Origin of the sequence: Pedobacter sp. ASV28, from assembly GCF_016428855.1 — a bacterium.
Classification (GTDB): domain Bacteria; phylum Bacteroidota; class Bacteroidia; order Sphingobacteriales; family Sphingobacteriaceae; genus Pedobacter.
On sequence record NZ_JAELTN010000028.1, the window covers coordinates 13,609 to 32,673 of the forward strand.

At 41.2% G+C, this 19,065-nt stretch carries 10 protein-coding genes; 2 read left to right on the forward strand and 8 right to left on the reverse strand.

The window, feature by feature from the left end; all coding sequences use genetic code 11:
* Window positions 1-394: 394 nt before the first annotated feature.
* A complete protein-coding gene (locus JHD79_RS11850; protein ID WP_199119451.1) occupies window positions 395-4,537 on the reverse strand; it encodes a hybrid sensor histidine kinase/response regulator transcription factor in 4,143 nt (1,380 codons plus the stop codon).
* A gap of 227 nt (window positions 4,538-4,764) precedes the next feature.
* On the opposite strand from JHD79_RS11850, the gene JHD79_RS23165 reads away from it, so the two are divergent.
* On the forward strand, window positions 4,765-4,839 hold the full coding sequence (locus JHD79_RS23165; protein WP_370583329.1) for a PT domain-containing protein: 75 nt from the start codon (window positions 4,765-4,767) through the stop codon (window positions 4,837-4,839).
* Between the two features lie 62 nt (window positions 4,840-4,901).
* Window positions 4,902-6,533: an ABC-F family ATP-binding cassette domain-containing protein gene (locus JHD79_RS11860; protein WP_199119452.1), complete on the forward strand. Its 1,632-nt coding sequence runs from the start codon at window positions 4,902-4,904 to the stop codon at window positions 6,531-6,533.
* A gap of 181 nt (window positions 6,534-6,714) precedes the next feature.
* Here JHD79_RS11860 and JHD79_RS11865 read toward each other — a convergent pair whose 3' ends face one another.
* The 7 genes from JHD79_RS11865 to JHD79_RS11895 form a co-directional block, all read right to left on the reverse strand.
* The gene (locus JHD79_RS11865) at window positions 6,715-8,751 is read right to left on the reverse strand and encodes an FUSC family membrane protein (protein ID WP_199119453.1); all 2,037 of its coding nucleotides are present in this window, start codon (window positions 8,749-8,751) and stop codon (window positions 6,715-6,717) included.
* Window positions 8,752-8,911: 160 nt separating this feature from the next.
* The gene (locus JHD79_RS11870) at window positions 8,912-10,090 is read right to left on the reverse strand and encodes a glycoside hydrolase family 88 protein (protein WP_199119454.1); all 1,179 of its coding nucleotides are present in this window, start codon (window positions 10,088-10,090) and stop codon (window positions 8,912-8,914) included.
* 171 nt (window positions 10,091-10,261) lie between these two features.
* Window positions 10,262-11,767, reverse strand: coding sequence for a hypothetical protein (locus tag JHD79_RS11875; RefSeq protein WP_199119455.1), 1,506 nt, complete (start codon window positions 11,765-11,767; stop codon window positions 10,262-10,264).
* A 1-nt stretch (window position 11,768) separates the two neighbouring features.
* A complete protein-coding gene (locus JHD79_RS11880; RefSeq protein WP_199119456.1) occupies window positions 11,769-12,932 on the reverse strand; it encodes an alginate lyase family protein in 1,164 nt (387 codons plus the stop codon).
* Between the two features lie 71 nt (window positions 12,933-13,003).
* On the reverse strand, window positions 13,004-15,460 hold the full coding sequence (locus JHD79_RS11885; protein WP_199119457.1) for a glycoside hydrolase family 2 TIM barrel-domain containing protein: 2,457 nt from the start codon (window positions 15,458-15,460) through the stop codon (window positions 13,004-13,006).
* Between the two features lie 120 nt (window positions 15,461-15,580).
* Window positions 15,581-18,247, reverse strand: a complete 2,667-nt coding sequence (locus JHD79_RS11890) for a glycoside hydrolase family 2 TIM barrel-domain containing protein (protein ID WP_199119458.1) — start codon at window positions 18,245-18,247, stop codon at window positions 15,581-15,583.
* A 180-nt stretch (window positions 18,248-18,427) separates the two neighbouring features.
* Window positions 18,428-18,955 carry a hypothetical protein gene (locus JHD79_RS11895; RefSeq protein WP_199119459.1) on the reverse strand — a complete coding sequence of 176 codons (528 nt, stop codon included), beginning with the start codon at window positions 18,953-18,955 and terminating at the stop codon, window positions 18,428-18,430.
* Window positions 18,956-19,065: the final 110 nt, after the last annotated feature.

The following is a 19,065-nucleotide window of genomic DNA, read 5'->3' on the forward strand; positions in this document are numbered from 1 at the left end:
ATTGCGGAATAGGTCAACTGGTTAGTTGTTAAACTGGTTAATTGTTTAACATTATATTAGACTACACTATCTTGCAGAGCGCATCGAAGGCACCCAATGCTGAATTGCTTAGGGATAGAATTGTCGAGAGACCAGGGTGGGTGAATCGCCCAATTGGTTAATTGTTTAACTGTTGAAAGTCAGAAGTCCGGGGTCCGAAGTTGAAAGGGCAAGAAACGAAGATTGGTTAATTGTTTAAACTGTTTAAACTGTTTAAATTGGTTAACTGTTTAATCGTTTAATTGTTGAAAGTCGGAAGTCCGGGGTCCGAGGTGGGAAGTTGTCTTAATTGATCAGCGCCAACCAACCAACCAACCAACCAACCAACCAACCAACATTATCGCTTTTCAATTCACTAACTCTCCTGCTTAGAGGACATATATTCCGAAGGGCTCATTTCATATTGTTTTTTAAATTCCTTACTGAAATACTTCCTATCATTAAAGCCTACTGCAAAAGCCACTTCGGCTACTGCCATTTGGTTCTGGGCCAATAATAAGGCCGCTTTTTTCAACCTCACGGTCTTGATCAGGTCGGCTACCGACAAATTGGTGAGCGATTGTACCTTTTTATACAAGATGGTTTTGCTCATGCCTATCTTTTGTACCATGGCCGTTACATCAAATTCGGGATCTTCCAAATGATCGTCTATAATCTGCATCAGTTTAGCCAAGAATTTTTCATCAGGCGTTTCCATTTCTACGGGCAATGGATTGAGCAATATCTCCCTTACAAACTTTTGTCTGTTGGCTTCCTTGGTGGCCAGAATGTTCTTCACGTTCAGTGCCAATACCTGTATGCTAAAAGGCTTGGTGATATAGGCATCAGCCCCTTTCTCCAGTCCGTTTATCTGATGTATATAAGCCGCCCTTGCCGTAAGCAATACCACAGGAATATGGTTGATACGTTCATCAGATTTCACCCTTCTGCATAATTCGAGTCCATCCATTTCGGGCATCATCACGTCACTTATAATCAGATCTGGCATATGCTTTAAGGCGATGTCCAAGCCTTCCACACCATGCGTAGCCTGTAAAATACGATATTGTTGCTGAAATGATTCCCTGATAAAATTCCTTAATTCGAGGTTATCTTCTATAATAAGCAGGGTATGCTTCACCTCTATTGCGGCTTCCTCATAAGGTACCAGAATATGATTGGCCTGCGACTGCAAGTAATAATGCACCGGATTATCGCTATTCATATATTCTGGCAATATCAAATTAGGATCTAAATGAGCCGAACCCAATGGCAGCTCTACAGTAAAAGTAGTAAATCTCCTTTCCAAATCTTCTACTTGGCTCACTACCTTTATGGTACCTTTATGTAGCTCCACAATATTTTTCGATAGGGCTAGACCAATGCCATAACCACCGTTAGACACCTCCTCATTATACACCTGAAAGAATTTGGTAAATAGCTTTTCGATATTTTTGGGTGCAATGCCTTTACCATTATCTGTCACTTCAATAGTTACCCAAGTTTCATTATGCCTAATCTTTAGGCTGATTTCCCCTCCTTCGGGTGTAAATTTAAAAGCGTTAGACAGCAGGTTAAAGAGTACTTTTTCAAAGTGATCCTTATCAAAATAAACGTATAACTCGGTTTCTTCAGCCACAAAATGATAGGCTATCTGTTTATCTTCGGCCAAATTCTGGAACGAAAGGTAAATTTCTTCGGCAAACTTGATGATGTTACAGGAAGAAAAGGCCAATTTCATATGCCCGCTTTCCGCCTTCCTAAAGTCCATGAGTTCGGTGACCAAGCGCATCAGTCGCGTGGCATTATTCTGCACCTGTAATAACTGCCTATATATGGCAGTATTGGTCCCAGAGTTGTGCAACATCTTTTCCAAAGGTCCCAAAATAAGGGTTAATGGAGTCCTTATCTCATGCGAAATATTAGTAAAGAAGTCTATTTTCATTTGGTGCAGTTCTTCCTGCCTTTCATTCTGTATCTGCTCTAGGTAGAGTTCCCGTTTTAGCTTGGCCCTATTCCTCAAAAAGCCATAAATGGTATTTACGATTACATAGAGAATGGCAGCATAGATCAAAAATGCCCACCAGGTTTGCCACCAAGGTGGCCATACAGTAATCTGCACGCTAATGGGCTCCTCATTCCAAAGTCCATCATTATTAGCTGCCATTACCTTAAAGGTATAATTACCCGGACTTAAATTGGTATAATTAGCTTCACGCTGTGTTCCCGAATAATGCCAGTCATCTCCCCTTATACCCTCCATTTTATAGCGGTATTGGTTCTTTTCCGGATTGATGAAGTTCAACGCAGCAAACTTAATGGTAATATAGCCTTCGTTATGCTTCAGTTTAATCTGCCTTGCAAAGGTAATGGACTGTTTTAAGGGAGATCCTGCAGAATCTATGGCTACCACCTTATTCCTGATTAGGAAATCGGTAAATACAGCCTTAGGTTTTATAGCATTTTTGATGATCCGATTTGGGAAAAAAGAAGTCAGGCCATTAATGCCGCCAAACAACAGCTCTCCACTTCTAAGTTTCAGGCCCGCATTGGTCAAAAACTGGTTGCTGGCCAAACCATCATCGGCATTATAATGTGTAACATCAATATTTTCGGCCTTAAATGGCAGGTTAAAGTTCTTAAAGGCCAGCTTATAGAGGCCATTGTCCGTACTCAACCAAATATGCCCTTCATCATCTTCCAAAATGGCATGTATCACTTCATCGGTCAACTTGCCAAACTCGTTAAGCGGATAAAACTTATTGGTAATCGGGTTATAGTAATTTAGCCCTCCACCTTCGGTACCAATCCATAAACGATCTTTAGAATCCTTAAAGAGGGTAATGATACTGTTATTGCTCAAGCTGTTGGGTGCTGCCCTTTTCACAAAACGCTTAAACTTATTTTTTTTGGTATCGTAGTAATTTAAGCCGTTCTGGGTACCTACCCACAAATTATCCTGCGCATCTTTGATTAGGGCCACCACAAAGTTGTCACTAATGCTGGTCTTATCCTGGGGCGAATGTACAAAGGTAGTATAAGAACGATCTGCCCTGAGGTGTCTTAATCCTCCCCCATTGGTTCCTACCCAAACTCCATCCTGCTCTGGCACAATGGAGTTGATCAAATTTTCGCTAAACTTTCCCTGCGTAATAGCAAACTTATAGAAATCAATTTTCTTGGTGATCTTGTTAAAAGAACAAAGCCCATCAAGCGTGCCCACCCACAGGTTGCCATTGGCATCTTCGGCCAAAGACTTTACCCCGTTTCGGGTTTGCCGCTGATCGTTTCTGATGTCATAATATTTGTACGCTCCTGTCTGCCGATTTAGGTAGTTAATGCCCCCACCATAGGTACCAATCCAAAGTCCACCATCCTTATCTTCAAAAATGGCATTCACCACGAGGTGTGATAGCCCCATCTTATTACCTATTCTTTCTCCAATATTAGCAAAATTGGCGTTAGATGGGTAGTATACGTTCAATCCACCCGCAAAGGTACCAATCCATATGCCCGATGCTTCGTCCTGCATAAAGCTCCAAATGGTACTGTCGTTTAGTCCATCAGGATCCAAGGGATTATGGGCATAGTTGGTAAAGCCCTGATCAATGGTATTAAAAATACTCAATCCATTTCTGGTGCCTATCCAAATATGTTGTTCATCGTATACATAAATATCCCTTATCCAATCAGACAGCAAGCTTTTTGTATCTGTTTCAGAGTGCTTAAACAGCTTTAACGTATTCGATCTGATATCGTACCTGAACAGTCCTGCAGTTTCAGATCCAAACCAAAGGTTACCCAGTTTGTCCTGTCTAATTACAATGATCTTTGCCGCCATCAGCTCGGCCGAATTGCTCAGGGCAGTAGGCAGTTTCAACAATTTTTTAGTTCTGGGATCAAAACACTTTGGTCCGTTTTTAGAGCCTACCCATATTCTTTTCTCCTTATCTTCAAATAAAGTAAAGGTCACCGCATTGGCCAAGCTGGTAATGGAGGTATCGCTAAGGCCCGCCTGCTCTTTCAACTGCCATTTATTGGTATCTACCAGTTTAACGCCCGCAAAGGTTGCTGTCCAAACATTACCATAGCTGTCGTTTAACACCGAAGAAATATAATTCCTGCCACCTTTAATATCCCTAATGTCAACCCGTTTAAAGATTTCCGTAGTGGGGTCGTATATGTTTAAACCATTAGAAGTACCTATCCATAATTTGTGGTATCGGTCTTCTATAATGGCATTCACCCTATTGTTGCTAATGCTCTTGGGGTTATGGTTTTCGTGGTTAAACGTCCTAAAGGTATATCCGTCGTAGCGGGTCAGCCCTTTCCAGCTCCCTAACCAGATAAAACCCTTATGATCTTTCACAATGGCGGCAATGGGACTTTGGGCCAGGCCCTCCCTAAAGGAAAGGTGTTTGAACTTGATCGGCTGCTGCTGGCCATTCGCCAATGGGCAAAACATGCTTAGTACTAGCGCTAAGGCCATCAGGGCATATGTCGATCTCGTAATTTTCAAAAGGAATGTTGGTTAGTGCCGTAAAGATATTTATTCCTTTGATAATCACGTAATATTTTACGTTGGAAGATCGAATTGTTTAACTGTTGACAGTCCGAGGTTGGAAGAGCAAGAAACGAAGGTTGGTTAATTGCTGAAAGTCGGAAGTCAGAAGTCAGAAGTCCGGGGTCCGAGATCCAAAGTTGAAAGCTGAAAGAGTAAGAGACGAAAATTGATTAACTACCGAAATGTTAATTGATCAGCGCCAACCAACCAACCAACCAACCAACCAACCAACCAACCAACCAATCGGCAAACAATAAATTTTTCTTAAACTATAAGTTCTTCAATTATCTTTGCGGCTCAATTAAAAAAGAGTAGAACATTGATCGACGTAAATAACATCTCCGTATCATTTGGCGGTACCACGCTTTTTAGCGATGTATCCTTTTCCATCAACGAAAACGACAAAATAGCCCTAATGGGCAAAAACGGTGCGGGCAAATCCACTTTGTTAAAAATTATTGCAGGTGCTGGCAAAGCAACCTCCGGCCATATCTCTGGACCTAAAGATGCCGTGATTGCCTATTTACCACAACACCTGCTTACCCAAGATAACGTTACCGTTTTCGAGGAAACCTCTAAAGCATTTAGTGAGGTTTATCACATGCGTGATGAGTTGGAAAGCTTAAACGAACAGTTGAACATCCGTACAGATTACGACACGGACGACTATATGAAGCTGATTGAACGGGTATCCGAACTGAGCGAAAAGTTTTATTCTATTGAAGAGGTAAACTACGACGCGGAAGTAGAGAAAGTACTCAAAGGGCTTGGTTTCTTGCGTACCGACTTTACCCGTCAGACCTCAGAATTTTCCGGTGGATGGCGCATGCGAATAGAGTTGGCCAAAATCCTATTGAAAAAACCTGACCTCATTCTACTTGATGAGCCAACCAACCACATGGATATTGAAAGTATCCAATGGTTGGAAGACTTTCTGATCAATGCTGCTAAAGCCGTAATCGTCATTTCTCACGACCGTGCCTTTGTGGACAATATTACCAACCGCACCATTGAGGTAACCATGGGCCGTATTTACGATTATAAGGCCAAATACAGTCACTACCTTCAATTACGCAAAGAACGCCGCGAGCACCAGTTAAAAGCTTACGAAGAGCAGCAACGTTTCATTGCCGACAACCAAGAATTCATCGATCGCTTTAAGGGCACCTACTCCAAAACCCTACAGGTACAATCGCGGGTAAAGATGTTGGAAAAGTTGGAAGTGATAGAGGTGGATGAGGTCGACAATTCTGCCCTACGCTTAAAATTCCCCCCTTCGCCACGTTCGGGCAATTACCCTGTTATTGTAGAAGAACTCACCAAGGCCTACGGCCAGCATGTGGTGTTCGAAAAGGCTTCTATGGTAATTGAACGTGGACAAAAAGTCGCTTTTGTGGGTAAAAATGGCGAAGGTAAATCGACTATGATCAAAGCCATTATGGGTGAAATTGATTATGAAGGGGAGCTGAAAGTTGGGCACAACGTTAAGATTGGTTACTTTGCCCAAAACCAAGCCGCATTGTTAGATGGAGAACTGACCGTATTTGACACCATTGACCAAATTGCCGTAGGCGATGTACGCGTGAAGATTAAAGATCTACTTGGGGCATTTATGTTTAGTGGTGACGACACGACCAAAAAAGTAAAAGTTTTATCGGGTGGAGAAAAGACACGTCTAGCCATGATCAAGCTCTTATTGGAACCAGTAAATGTTTTAATTCTCGATGAGCCAACCAACCACTTGGACATGAAAACGAAAGATATCATCAAAGATGCCTTACGAGATTTCGATGGCACATTGATCCTGGTATCACATGACAGGGATTTCTTAGATGGCTTGGCAGAAAAGGTATTTGAATTTGGGAACAAAAGAGTTCGTGAACATTTCGAGGACATTAAAGGATTCTTGGCCTATAAGAAAATGGACAATTTGAAAGAAATAGAAAAATAAAGAAGGGCAATATTTACCGAATAACGCGGTTTGAAGTAGTTTAGCCATTGAACTGGTTAACTGCTCAACCGCTTTTTTAGTGTTTTTAAGATAACCCTTTGAATCAAGTTGAGGATAAAACAACCAGCAATGATAATGCTCTATCAACCAAGCTAAGATTCCCAGCCAAACTAGAGATTAATTATTTGGCGGCAGTAACTATATTGGCCAAATGTCCCGATACTTCAAGTAAATTCATGGGCTGTTCGCTCCAAGCAGGCAATATCAATGGAGCATGAAGGTCAAAATCTTCCATGGCAACTGCACATCGTTGCAGGTAAACACCAATTTTATCTAACTCTATTGCCGATAAATATGCACTTCCCTGTTTCTGCATCCCTGCGTAGGTTGCCGTTAATACATTAAATTGATAGTTTAATAACTGTATGCGTTTGATCAATGGCCAATTGAGCTTTTTTCGGAAAGGCTCTTTTTGGCTAGCCTGTATAGCTTCGCTAAGTGCCGACAATTTTTGATGGCTAAGTTTTCTTGCCAAACGCGTCTGATGAATGGTTTCTACCTGGTGAGGTACCAAGTACATTACCGATTGAAAATAACTCGCATTGGCTTTCATCACTTCCGCCATTAACTTATTTAGACGCGGGGCATTCCAAATGGGAAAAAGAAAAGTAGCCCCCAAGCATAAGAGCACACCTGCAATGGTAAAGAGTATACGATCGGAAAGCAATTGCCATAAGTCACCTTCATAAACATTTAAGCACAGGATTACCGCCACTGTGATACCGATCACACTCATGCTATAAGCTACCCTATTAAAGGCAAAAAAACAGAACAAGGAAATTACACTGATAAAAAGTTGCCAAGGTACATCAACTGTTGTAACTATCCCCCAGCCCATCGCTAATCCTATTATGGTACCTCCCAGCCTTTCCCCATTTCGTTTCATGGTCTGCCCGTAACTTGGCCTGCTTACAATAACCATGGTCAATAAAAGCCAGTAACTATAATGCTCATGCGAAAACCAGGTAATCAATATCAATGCCACCAAACATAGGGCCGATAAGCGTAGCGAGAACCGGAATATGGGCGAACGCATAGAGAAATGTTTCTTGATGGCCTTAGCTTGTACTGGTGCAAAGGTCAGAAAATCGCGATAGCGTACCGTATGCTCATCTAACCGTTGGTTCAGGATAGGCTGATGTATAGCCAAAATAAGACCATAGATCTCGTCTATATTCCCCAAGATCTGCTTCAACAAAACCGATTGATCCTTATTTACCTCTTCAGCACTTTTCGCCAATGCCGATCGAATCTGTTTAAAACGCTCAGCATATACCCCATCATTGGGCTTTGTCAATTGTTTGGCCAACAGCTCTATAGCCTGTTCTAACCATGGCAACACTCCTGCCGTGGCAAACTGTTTACGCAGGTAGGGATAATCATAATGTACCGCACTTGCCTGCTCGTACAGATCAATAAGGTTAATTGATTTTTCAAGGAATACCCGCCCTTTTTTATTCAACTGTCCCATAGCCCTACGGTCGCTCAATAGCAACTGCCTAATCAGTTCATGCTGATTGGCCAATTTAAGGTGCAGACGCATGTTTTTTTCATTAAATCCCAAAAGATTGACCCCAGGATTATAACCTTGTGCCCTCAATCTTAACAATGCGGCAGTATCCCTTTCGGTCTGCTTAATTGCCCTACGTAAAGAGCGATATGGAAAAAGATAAATCTGCAAAAGACTGATCGTGTAATACCAAATACCGCCCAGAAAAATATAGTTCCCATAAAGCAGCGCATCCTTTGGCTTTAGGCCAATGGTGAAGGTAGCCAATATAATGCCCATCAATCCTATGGCGGCCATCCGATGGCCTAATATACCCAACATGGTCAAAAAAAAGGCAAGTAGTACTACAACGGCAATCATTAGTATGGGAATACTGGTGCTCCATGCCGTTAAGATGGCTACAAATGTAAAGATTAGTACACTAATCCATGCGGTACGAAATTTATCGCTCCTATTGCCTGGCAAGTCGGTCATGCAGATCATTAAAGCACCAATGCCCACACCGACGGCCGTGGTAGGCCATCCCTTATAAAAGAATACCACAATGGGCAATACTACTGCAATGGTATTGCGCAGGGCATCTACCGTATGCTCACTTTTAAATACGCTGATAATTGCTTTAAAATACGGTTGGATTTGCTGCCTCATTTATGGCCGCAAAGGTAATTCTAAATTTTCAGCCTTGGAAGTTTTATATGCCAATGGGTATAATTTGCAAAGCATAGCCAAGATAATATCCAAACAATATCATCTCAAAGCCAACCCTCAGGAATTAACCAGTTAAACCATTCAACGATTAAACAACTTCTTAGAAGTTGAACTTTCCCTTGTACCTCAATAGTGCTTCCAAATAATAATAGTCGGCATAGTTGATGGGTACATCTATTTCAGATTTAGCGGGCCTATGTCCGGTGCTGTGCTCCAAGATAAAACCATAATCGGCACCTGCCGGACTTGCATAAGCCGTACTCAACGAATGTAATATCTTGTCGGCTGCTGCTTTATACAGTTTGGCATTTTTACTATACTTGGCTAATTCATATAATGCCGAAGCAGTAATGGCAGCAGCAGAGGCATCTCTCGACACCTTTGGAATTTGTGGATCATTATAGTCCCAATAAGGAATACCGTCGGCTGGGGTAGATTTATTATTCAAGATGAAATTGGCAATAGCATCTGCATGCGCCAGATAGGCCTTGTTTTTGGTATAGCGGAAACATAAGGTATAACCATATAAGCCCCAAGCCTGCCCCCTGGCCCAAGCAGATTCATTGCTATAGCCTTGTGCAGTTGTTTTTTTAATAACCTGTCCGGTTTCTACATCATAATCTACCACATGCCATGAGCTAAAATCTGGCCTAAAGTGATTTTTAAGGGTATTATTGGCATGGGTAACCGCTATTTTATAGAATGACGAATCACCTGTAAACTTGGTAGCTTCAAACAGTAGCTCTAAATTCATCATGTTGTCTATAATAACTGGATACTTCCATTTATCGGCATTATGATCCCAAGATCTGATGACGCCAGCTGTAGTGTTGAAACGTGTAGAAAGTGATTTGGCCGCTTGTATTATGACCGAACGGTAGGCCGTATCTCTGGTGATACGGTAGCCATTGCCAAAAGGACAATAGATCATAAACCCCAGATCGTGCGTACTGCGATTGTATTGCTCCTTCTTGATGTCTTCTGTATATTTTTTGGCCAAATTCAGCCATTTTTGATCTTTGCTGTATTCATAAAAATACCAAAGTTCGGCAGGGAAAAAACCACTGGTCCAATCTCTGGAAACCACCATTTTCAGTTGTCCGTTCTCTACCGTTCTTGGAGATACCAGGCTTGGTTTTATTAGCCTTGCAGAATCTACATTCTTTACCAGTATATCGGTTTGTAAAGCAGCAGATTTGAATGCCTTGTTCACGTCTACTTTTTGTGCATTGGCTCCGAGTATCGCAAATAATAATGCAGCTGTGATCTTTAGTTTCATCTTATAATTTTATTTTTATTTAACCTTATCTGTTTTTAAATGTTCATTTATAGAACATTACCATATATGTTTTTACTTCTCATTCTTGCTCTAAAAGATCATATCTCCATTTCTGAATAATAGATCTCTCGTCGTTATACTCCCCTCGAGATGACGATGGGAAAAGACAAGCTATTTTTTCCTATCCTGCCATTGTTTTAGGTACAAAGAAGGTGGATTTAAGCCCTTTTGGTTGTTTCCTTCCCACTCACCATCTGGTCTGCCCCCTAACCTACCATCATATTTAGTGGCCATTACGCCAATGGCATAATTTACACCACTCACATACGGACTTTGCACCACCACCTTACTGGCCCTACAGTTCCAAAGTATCTGATTTACGCCTGCCCAACCATGGCCTGTGCCCCAGTTTCCACGATCTTGTACATTAATTTCTCCGTCTGTTATGATATTATCATACAGTGTTCCCACTGCCCACCGTTGGTGTGGACCAATATCTGCCTTTACATTTTCGGAGGTACAGTTATAAAATACATTTGGTCCAGCAGTTTTTGCTCCGGTTACATAGTCATGCCTACCTTCAGATGCATAGCAATTTGTAAAGAGATTTAATTGTCCATCATTATTAAACGAGTACCTCCGTCCCCCCGTAATCTGCGATTTCGGCGATAATGACCTACATGCTGTTACGGTAACCTGTTTGCTCAGGTTGCCTAAGTTTACACAAGAAAAACCAAAGTATTTACTGACCACTCCTTTTACCCAGGCATTTTCAATCTTATTGAAAGAAATGGCATCCCAGCCATGGTCTTCATCAGTGTCATTTTCATATTCCGATTCCAACAGAAGGTTCTCAATACCTACTTCTGCAATTCTTCCTCTAAAGTCATACTTGTAAATTTCACCACCTCCATATTGGTCATCAAGTGCCATAACAATAGGATTATCAATTTCTATCCTATTGCCATTAATGGCAACGATCTTTCTTTCAAATTCCAAGCCATAGGCTGCTGCTTTCCACTGTACAGTTCCCTCCCTAGCCTCTATTTCATCCATTTTCAAATCATGGATCCAGTTTGGTGTTCCAGGCCTATATATCATAACCTGATCGCCAGGTTTTAGGTCCTTAGCAGAAGCTATGGAAAAGCTCGTGGCTCCAACAGGTACATATTTATCGGTAATTTTTATTCTTGATCCAGCTATTTCTGTTGGCTTACCCATACCAGAAGCTACAATTGTTTTTTTCTGTCCTTTTCCTGTAGCAACGAGTTTGGTTTCCTCTCCTTCGCCACGCAGCACTATTCCGCTTGCTCCTATCTTTAAGCTTTCGGGAATTTTATAAATTCCTTTTTTCAACAAAATGGCCCCACGTATGCCATTCCCATCTTCCGTTCTTTTGGTCAACTCATCAATTGCGGCCTGGATCTTCTGCTGATCGTTATCACCTGTAGCATAAAGTGTAGCCACTACCTTTACTTCTGGTATAGCTTTATTTCCCTGATGATAACCTACCCTGCTAAAATCGGGAATAACATTACCTTTTTGATCTGGAATATACCTTAGCTTGCCATTCTTTTGTATGTTAACATATTTTGATTGCCATTGCTGTTGGGCACTCACCTGACATACACTAGGTACAAATAGGATAAGCAGTATATTCTTATAGATCTTATTCATATTATAACCAGATTAACGGATGCCTTATCGGCAAGTTTCTAATAACTTCTTCGTTGGTAGGTTTTAAATCTAATTTCTTCCAAGTATTGAACCAATTTTGTTGGTTAAACTGATTGGCTCCAAAAATAAGGAAAGGTTGTGCTACCGGCCAATTGTTCCAATACATCACATCTGGTTTTAGGGTCCATTTATCTTTGTGCTCAATATAAGGGTAAAGGTATTCCAGTCCTTTTTTAATAGATTTTCCATCTGTTGTTTCATAGGTCCAGAGGTTATCTTTTGGCGTAGACAAAATTTGGCAGAGCATGGTCATGGCATCTAGATTAAAAATAGAATACCCATAAGGTTTGGTGCGTTTAAGTTCCAAAGGAAAACTACCATCAGTTTCCATCTGGTTGGGCAGGAATACCTGCTTATAACTGGTTCTTAACGAATCGAGCATAGGCTGATCGTTTACCAATTTTGCGAAAGCGGCTACCTGCATGGCCCAACAGGTACCATGGTTATTTTTGGCATTCTTTTCTGCAATGCCATTTTTATTCGTATTGAGCCATAAAATGTAATCTGCAAACCATTTCTTCACGACAGCCAATGTATTCTTATCCAATGACTTTGCCTTTTCCATTACCATAATGCCTTGTGCTACTTCCATTAGGTGAATGGAATCTATAATGCCCCAGCTTCTGCCGGTAAACAGACCTTTAATGGCTTGTGCATAGGCTAAATTAGGATTGATTAGGGTTTCCTTATCTACAAACCAGGATTTTAAATGTACCACCGCCTGTTTTACATATTTTTCATCACCGGTTAACTGATAGGCCGATGCCAATGCACCGATAATTTGACTAAAACGGATCATGGCATGTCGGTGTGCTACAAAATTATCAGGATTGGACATCCCATCCCTATTGATATAAGGTCCATCTGGATTTTTAGAATCTGGCCAGAAGTAATCTGCCTCTGAAAAAAAATCGTGTTTACCTCCCGCACTTTTGGGCGAACTTTCTGCCGTAACGGTAACGGGCTGTTGTTTCATGGCCCAATCGGCCTCTTTTAAAACCTGTGCCCTAAGCACATCTGCAGCCTGCCTTTTAAACGCATTTTGTGCATGGGCCGTAAATATGTTTAGGGTCAATAGTAAGGCTATATAACTGATTCTTTTCATATACTATTCTATTTTAAAGATTGGGACAACCGGCTTTTAGGTAGCCATATCGCCCTCTTATTCCATTTAACCTATTCGATATTTAGAAAGGCGGTGGCTATAGCTTTTGATGCCACGGCCACTACACTTTTACCTTTATTCTTTTTCAGTTTAACAATGGCTCTTCCATTGTACAATTGCACTTTCGATGATCCTGTAGAAGTGCCTTGGTCTACGATCAGTTCACCATTACCAATCAAACTGAATTCAACTTGGTTGGCAGCATCTAAACACAACACCTTATTGGCATCGAACATCTTTACCTCAAGTGTAGCCACTCCATCGTTCTCTTCTATTTTGGTTAGGGTCATAAAATTTGGTTTGGCCCACTTTTGCGTTTGGTATTCTTGGGTAATTTCATCGGTTACCGTAATCTTTCCCTTCTTGGCCACTACTTTAAATACATACTTTCCTTGATTCATGGGAATGAGCCAACGTAGGCCCGCAGCGGGAAAATCTTGTGCGTTTCTTTTTTTAACTCCCCAGCTTTTGCCATTCACAAACAACTCGGCCTCATCGCAATTTGAAAATACCTTGACCATTTTTTCTTCTCCCTCCTCACCCCAACGTACTGGCCAACTATGCCCATATAGGTGCACCATAGGCTTATCGGTCCAATAGGATTGAAAAATATAAAAAGCTTCTTTTTTGGTGAAGTCTCTTTCAATTACCCCTTTTTGGTTCACATATGGCACTGGATTTTCAGGGCGTATGGGCGTAGAAAAATCTTTAAATGGCCAATAGGCGGTACCACTTAGCCATGGCATGGTCTCCTGTTCTTTTAAATGCCAATCTATGAGGTTGGCTATATAGCTTTCACTCCAATCACCATCTTTGCTTACCCGGGCTGCGCCACCATACAGAGAGGCATCGCCTGCCCTTTCGTCGGCACCTCCGCCTCTTTTGATCTTACTCAAAGCATTATCTGGGCTTTCGGAATGCCTACGGGCATGACTATCTCCACCCCATTCTACATGTAGAAAACGATCAGACTTGTTAAACTCTGCCAAAGACACCTCCTTGTATTCGGTATAATCTCCACGGTACCAACCAGCCCATATAGATGGCGAGTAGACATCGACAATATCCCTACAAAAATCACAGCGCCTGATGGCCGTACGACGTGAAGGATCAAGTTTATGCGATAAATTGTTCAACTCTTTCATAAAAGTCCTGATCTTTTCTTTGTCAAACTCCTCGAAATCGCCTGGCCAATCGTTTTCATTGCCCAATCCCCAAATAATAATAGACGGATGGTTATAATGCTGCTCGATCATATTGGTGAGCATTCGCTTGGCCTGTGCCTGATAAACAGTACCGCCCAAACCACCCCTACACCATGGAATTTCCTCCCAAACCAAAATGCCCAGGCTATCGCACAGGTTAAGGATAATCTTTGATTGCTGGTAATGGCCCAAACGGATAAAATTAACGCCCATTTCTTTCATCATCTTCATTTCGGTGCGCATCATTTCCTCTGTCATGGCCGCAGCTACTCCTGCATGGTCTTCGTGCCTATGTGTACCACGTAACAACAAGCGCTTACCATTTAATAGGAATGGTCCTTTTTTTACAAATTCAAAATTTCTGAACCCAATTTTTTCACTGGCCAAAGTGGTTTGATTATTCACCTTGAGGCTAAGCTGTACTTCATAAAGCTGTGGCAAATCGGTAGACCAAAATTTTGGAGATTTGATGTTTGTCTGCCAAATAACACTATCACCATTTAAGGACTGTAATTCGCTGCTATAATTGGCTACGTTTTTTCCATAGGGATCTATCAGGCTTATTTTAATTGAAGCATTTTTAATGCCCTCCAAATTGGTCAGCAAGGCTTTGATCTTTAGGCCTCCAGTCTTTCCCTGAGCGTCTACGGTAGCATGGGCAAATAATTTCTGTACGGCCAATGCTGGTTGATAAACCAAGTTAAGGTATCTATAAATCCCTCCGTAAACGTTAAAATCCGAAAGGTTGGAAGGGATCATTTCCAAGTCTCGGGAGTTATCACAGCGAATCACAATAGGAATTTTACCATTGAACTGGCTTTTAAAGACCGCTGTTTTCTTAAATGCAGCCACAGCTTCGGTAATATCTGCTGTCCATTCGTCATACCCGCCCACATGTTCAGCTACCTTTGTGTTGTATATATATACGGCCGTTTTCTGTCCGGCACCTTCAAAATGCAACAGTGTTCTACCATTTTGGTATGGATTTTCGATCGAAAGGTTTGTGCGGTACCAACCTGGTCCCTGATAATAATTCACCTCTGGGTTTACAGCATCGGTAGCGTTAAAGCAATGTGGCAGATTTACTTTTTGCCAAAAAGGAAGTTCTTCCGGATTTCCAGTCTTTACAGGCCTCAAAGCTTCCCAAACTCCTCCCAAATCGCCCTTAACATATTCCCAATTCTTCGTTAAACGGGTGGCCATTTGTGCCTGTGCCACAAAACCCAGCAATAGCAAAATAAATACACTAACTTTCTTCGACATTATTCAAAGGTTTAAATTATTTGGTTTTAATCTTTCCATCGTCTGCCTGGCCCATTCACAGTAGGTAGCATACAGCCGATTCATGGTCATAAGATATGAATTCTTTCATAAAAAGTAATGCTAGTCGATTTTTCTAATCTGCAAGGCATTCAATACCGCTTTTCCTTCTATATTTTTGAATAAGATTTTAATCCCTTCATCATCGGTCACCAAGCATTCGAACTGCTTTTTCACATTTTTTGCCACGCCATAACATGCCGCCAAGTTCAATTTTTTGATGATGGGCTTTCCGTTCAGGTACACCTCAAAAATACGTTGTTCGGGTATTTCCCTCCTAACGCTTATCATGCTATCCAAGTTATAGGGCAAAGTAGTCTGTATGCCATTGCCCATCAGTTCGGCAAAATGAAAGGTCACTATATATTTTCCCTTTGGCACACTTACCCGGTATCCTTCTACACCTACCAATTGGGTTTGGTAAATAGGGTCATTTGTGGTGCCCACTATGTTCTTATCGCTACCATAACTTTGACGGCCGCTGTCTTTGATTTTGAAAGGCTCGCCTCCAATATGTCCCCAGGTGTTGGTCACATATGCCTTACTAGGCAGCCACAGCTGATTTTCATCATCAATAAATTGCCTTTGGCTGCCCATAAGAATATTAAAAGAAGCTTTTGCATTTTGCATGGACTGCGGCTGTAGCACAAAGTTTATGGTGCTTGTGTCCTGCCATATTTTTCCTTCGGCCCTGCCCAAAGCTTCTATCTTATTTTTTCCATTATTAAAATCAATGGTCCAATTGGCCAAATGATCTACCACCCGTTTTTTACCTAGGTATTTTCCATTAACGGTTAGCGCTACGGTATCCAAATTACTGATAACCGTTAGGTTTTGGGAAATCTCAGTTCCTCCTCTCCAAGTCCAATTGCCATCGCCAATTTTCACAAAGGGATTTGCACTTAAATAAGCTTGGTAAAGAAAATAGGTATTCTTTGGCTTCCTATCTATGGTAAGCAGGCCCTTGTTATTTATACCTGGCATCGTTTCGCTTCTGGTTTCCGAACTAAAATCGGCCAAGTTCCATACAGCTGCTCCAGCTACAAACGGACGCTTTAGCATGTCCTTGATGTAGATCTGATGATATAACATCCCATATTCAAGGCTCTTATCAAACCTGATCGGATTAAATGAATGGATTCTGGGATCTACATCAGCCCCAAATTCGGTTACAAGCATAGGTTTATCTGGTATGGTTTGGTGTATCCTATCCAAGGCAGGGCCAAAATCTTCCGCTTTGCCACCATACCAACCCTGATAGAGGTTCCATCCTACCAACATAGGTATTTTAGTGAGTCCTGCAGCATTATATCCATTCACATCACCGTGATTGGCCATCATGGTGTAACGTGTAGAATCTGTTTTACGGGTGAGGTTTTCCAACCTTTGTGCAAGTTTGGTAATATTGGCTATATACTGCTGTTTACGTTCGGGCTCCTTATTGAACTTCATTTTTAACAGTACCTCGTTCATATAGGCCCAAGCCACTACACTAGGATGGTTAAAATTCTGTTTGATCATTTCCAACTGCATGTGTTCGCAATGGCGATAAAATACTTCCGTTTCGGTAATCTCATTCACAACTGGTATTTCTACCGTGGTAATAATACCCAATTGGTCACATGCATCCATTATCGCCTGATCTTGCGGGTAATGGGCCACCCTTAAAAAGTTACCGCCCATTTTCTTTAACAGTTCTATATCCTTAACCTGTAGAGCAGCCGGCACCGCATTGCCCATTCCAGCAAAATCTTGATGACGGCTAGCTCCCATGAGCTTATATGGCTTTCCATTTAGGAAAAACCCTTTTTGTACATCGAACTTAAAAAATCTTAGCCCAACAGGTGTTTTAATCTGATCTAAAATTTTTCCTGTTTTTGCATCCAACAAACTGGTAATGGCCTTATATAAATAAGGATTTTCTGGCGACCACAACTTAGGAAATGGTACCTTGGCTATGGGCAATTGAAAGTTAAGCGTGTTACCAGATCCTATTACAAAACGGCTTTCGGCATTACCCATACTTTTACCCGTAGCATCTAACACCTCTGTTTTGACCTTGATCTGTTTGGTTATTGCAGTAGTATTGGCCAAACTACCGCTTACCAATATTTCGGCTCCTTGTTCGCTTACATTTTTGGCCTGCACAAATACACCTGTACTGCCATATTTGGTATCGCTAAAGTGTACCTGATCTAGAACTAACAGTGAAACACTTCGGTAAATTCCCCCGAAAAATGTAAAATCAGCAGTTAAAGGAGCTATACTTTCATTAAAACTATTATCTACCTTGACCATTATTTCATCTGTCCCATTAAACTGTAGATTTTCTAATGGTATACTAAAACCTGTATATCCACCTATGTGGTTTCCTATTTTCTTACCGTTTAGGTAAACTTCGGCCTCCTGATTTACTCCATTAAAATAGAGTTGTATTTTTTTATGTTTCCAATTCGGCCTTAAAACTAACTTTTTCTTATAGTAGCCCAATCCCCTATAATAGCCTGGCTCATCATCCATTACATCAACTGCATTCCAGGTATGTGGAATATCTACAGACGTAAATTTTAGGTATTTTGCACCTACTTTCTTGGGATCTTTGGCAAACTGCCAATTTTGGTTAAGAGGAATGCTTGTACGTACTTCTCCATTGTTTTGGGCAAAAGTGTTGTTGACTTGACCTAATATGAGCAAGCCTATTAGGATACGAAGTGAAAAAAAATGGGACATTGCGGAAATAAGGTTTGATGATGACGAATGATCGGTATTAGAATAGTTTTCCATGCCACAACCATGTCATTCCGACTTGTAGAGAATCTATTTTTGTTTTACCATAGATTGTTCATTTTAGCCAGAATGACAAGGTTGGCATAGGGTTACCATGTCTACCCAAAAACATCGTCGGATAAATTATCTGACTTCTAAAAATCGTTTATAGGCTTGAGAAAAAGTACCAACGGTATATTGGCTATTGGTATTTTGTACCAGGTTGATCTCAATTCTTCGGGTACCGACAATTGCGCTATTCAGCACCTTAAAATAAATGGTATCAATCTTAGCTTTTGCCTGAGGAAAGTTTAAGTTAAAAATTCCATTAGCTGCCGATAGCACACTTCCATTCTTGTCTACTACGTTGAAATCCTGTCCCAACACCGCTGGATTAGCAATGCCAGTAGTTACCAAAGTAAATTGGGCCACGGCATCATAGTCGCGAACAAAGGCTGAGTGAAACTGCACTGGGAATTTCACCAATGTAGTTTGTGTTCTTAATACAGATTCTGTGCCCGTATTATTCCAAGGCAAAAAGCCCGCGTAATAAAAGTTTTCATATCCTGGATAACCTACCGGACCTTCTGGATCATCTTTTTCACAGGCAGTAAAGCCCACTGCAAAAAGTGCCAATAACAATACCACTCTATTTATTTTTTTCGTTAGCATATCATTTTATTTTTGAATGATGAAACGATCAGGGACACACTATCCATTTGTTGCCTCTATAGCAAGCAGGCATGTCCGTGACTTTCTATCTTTTTTGTCTTGAAATATGA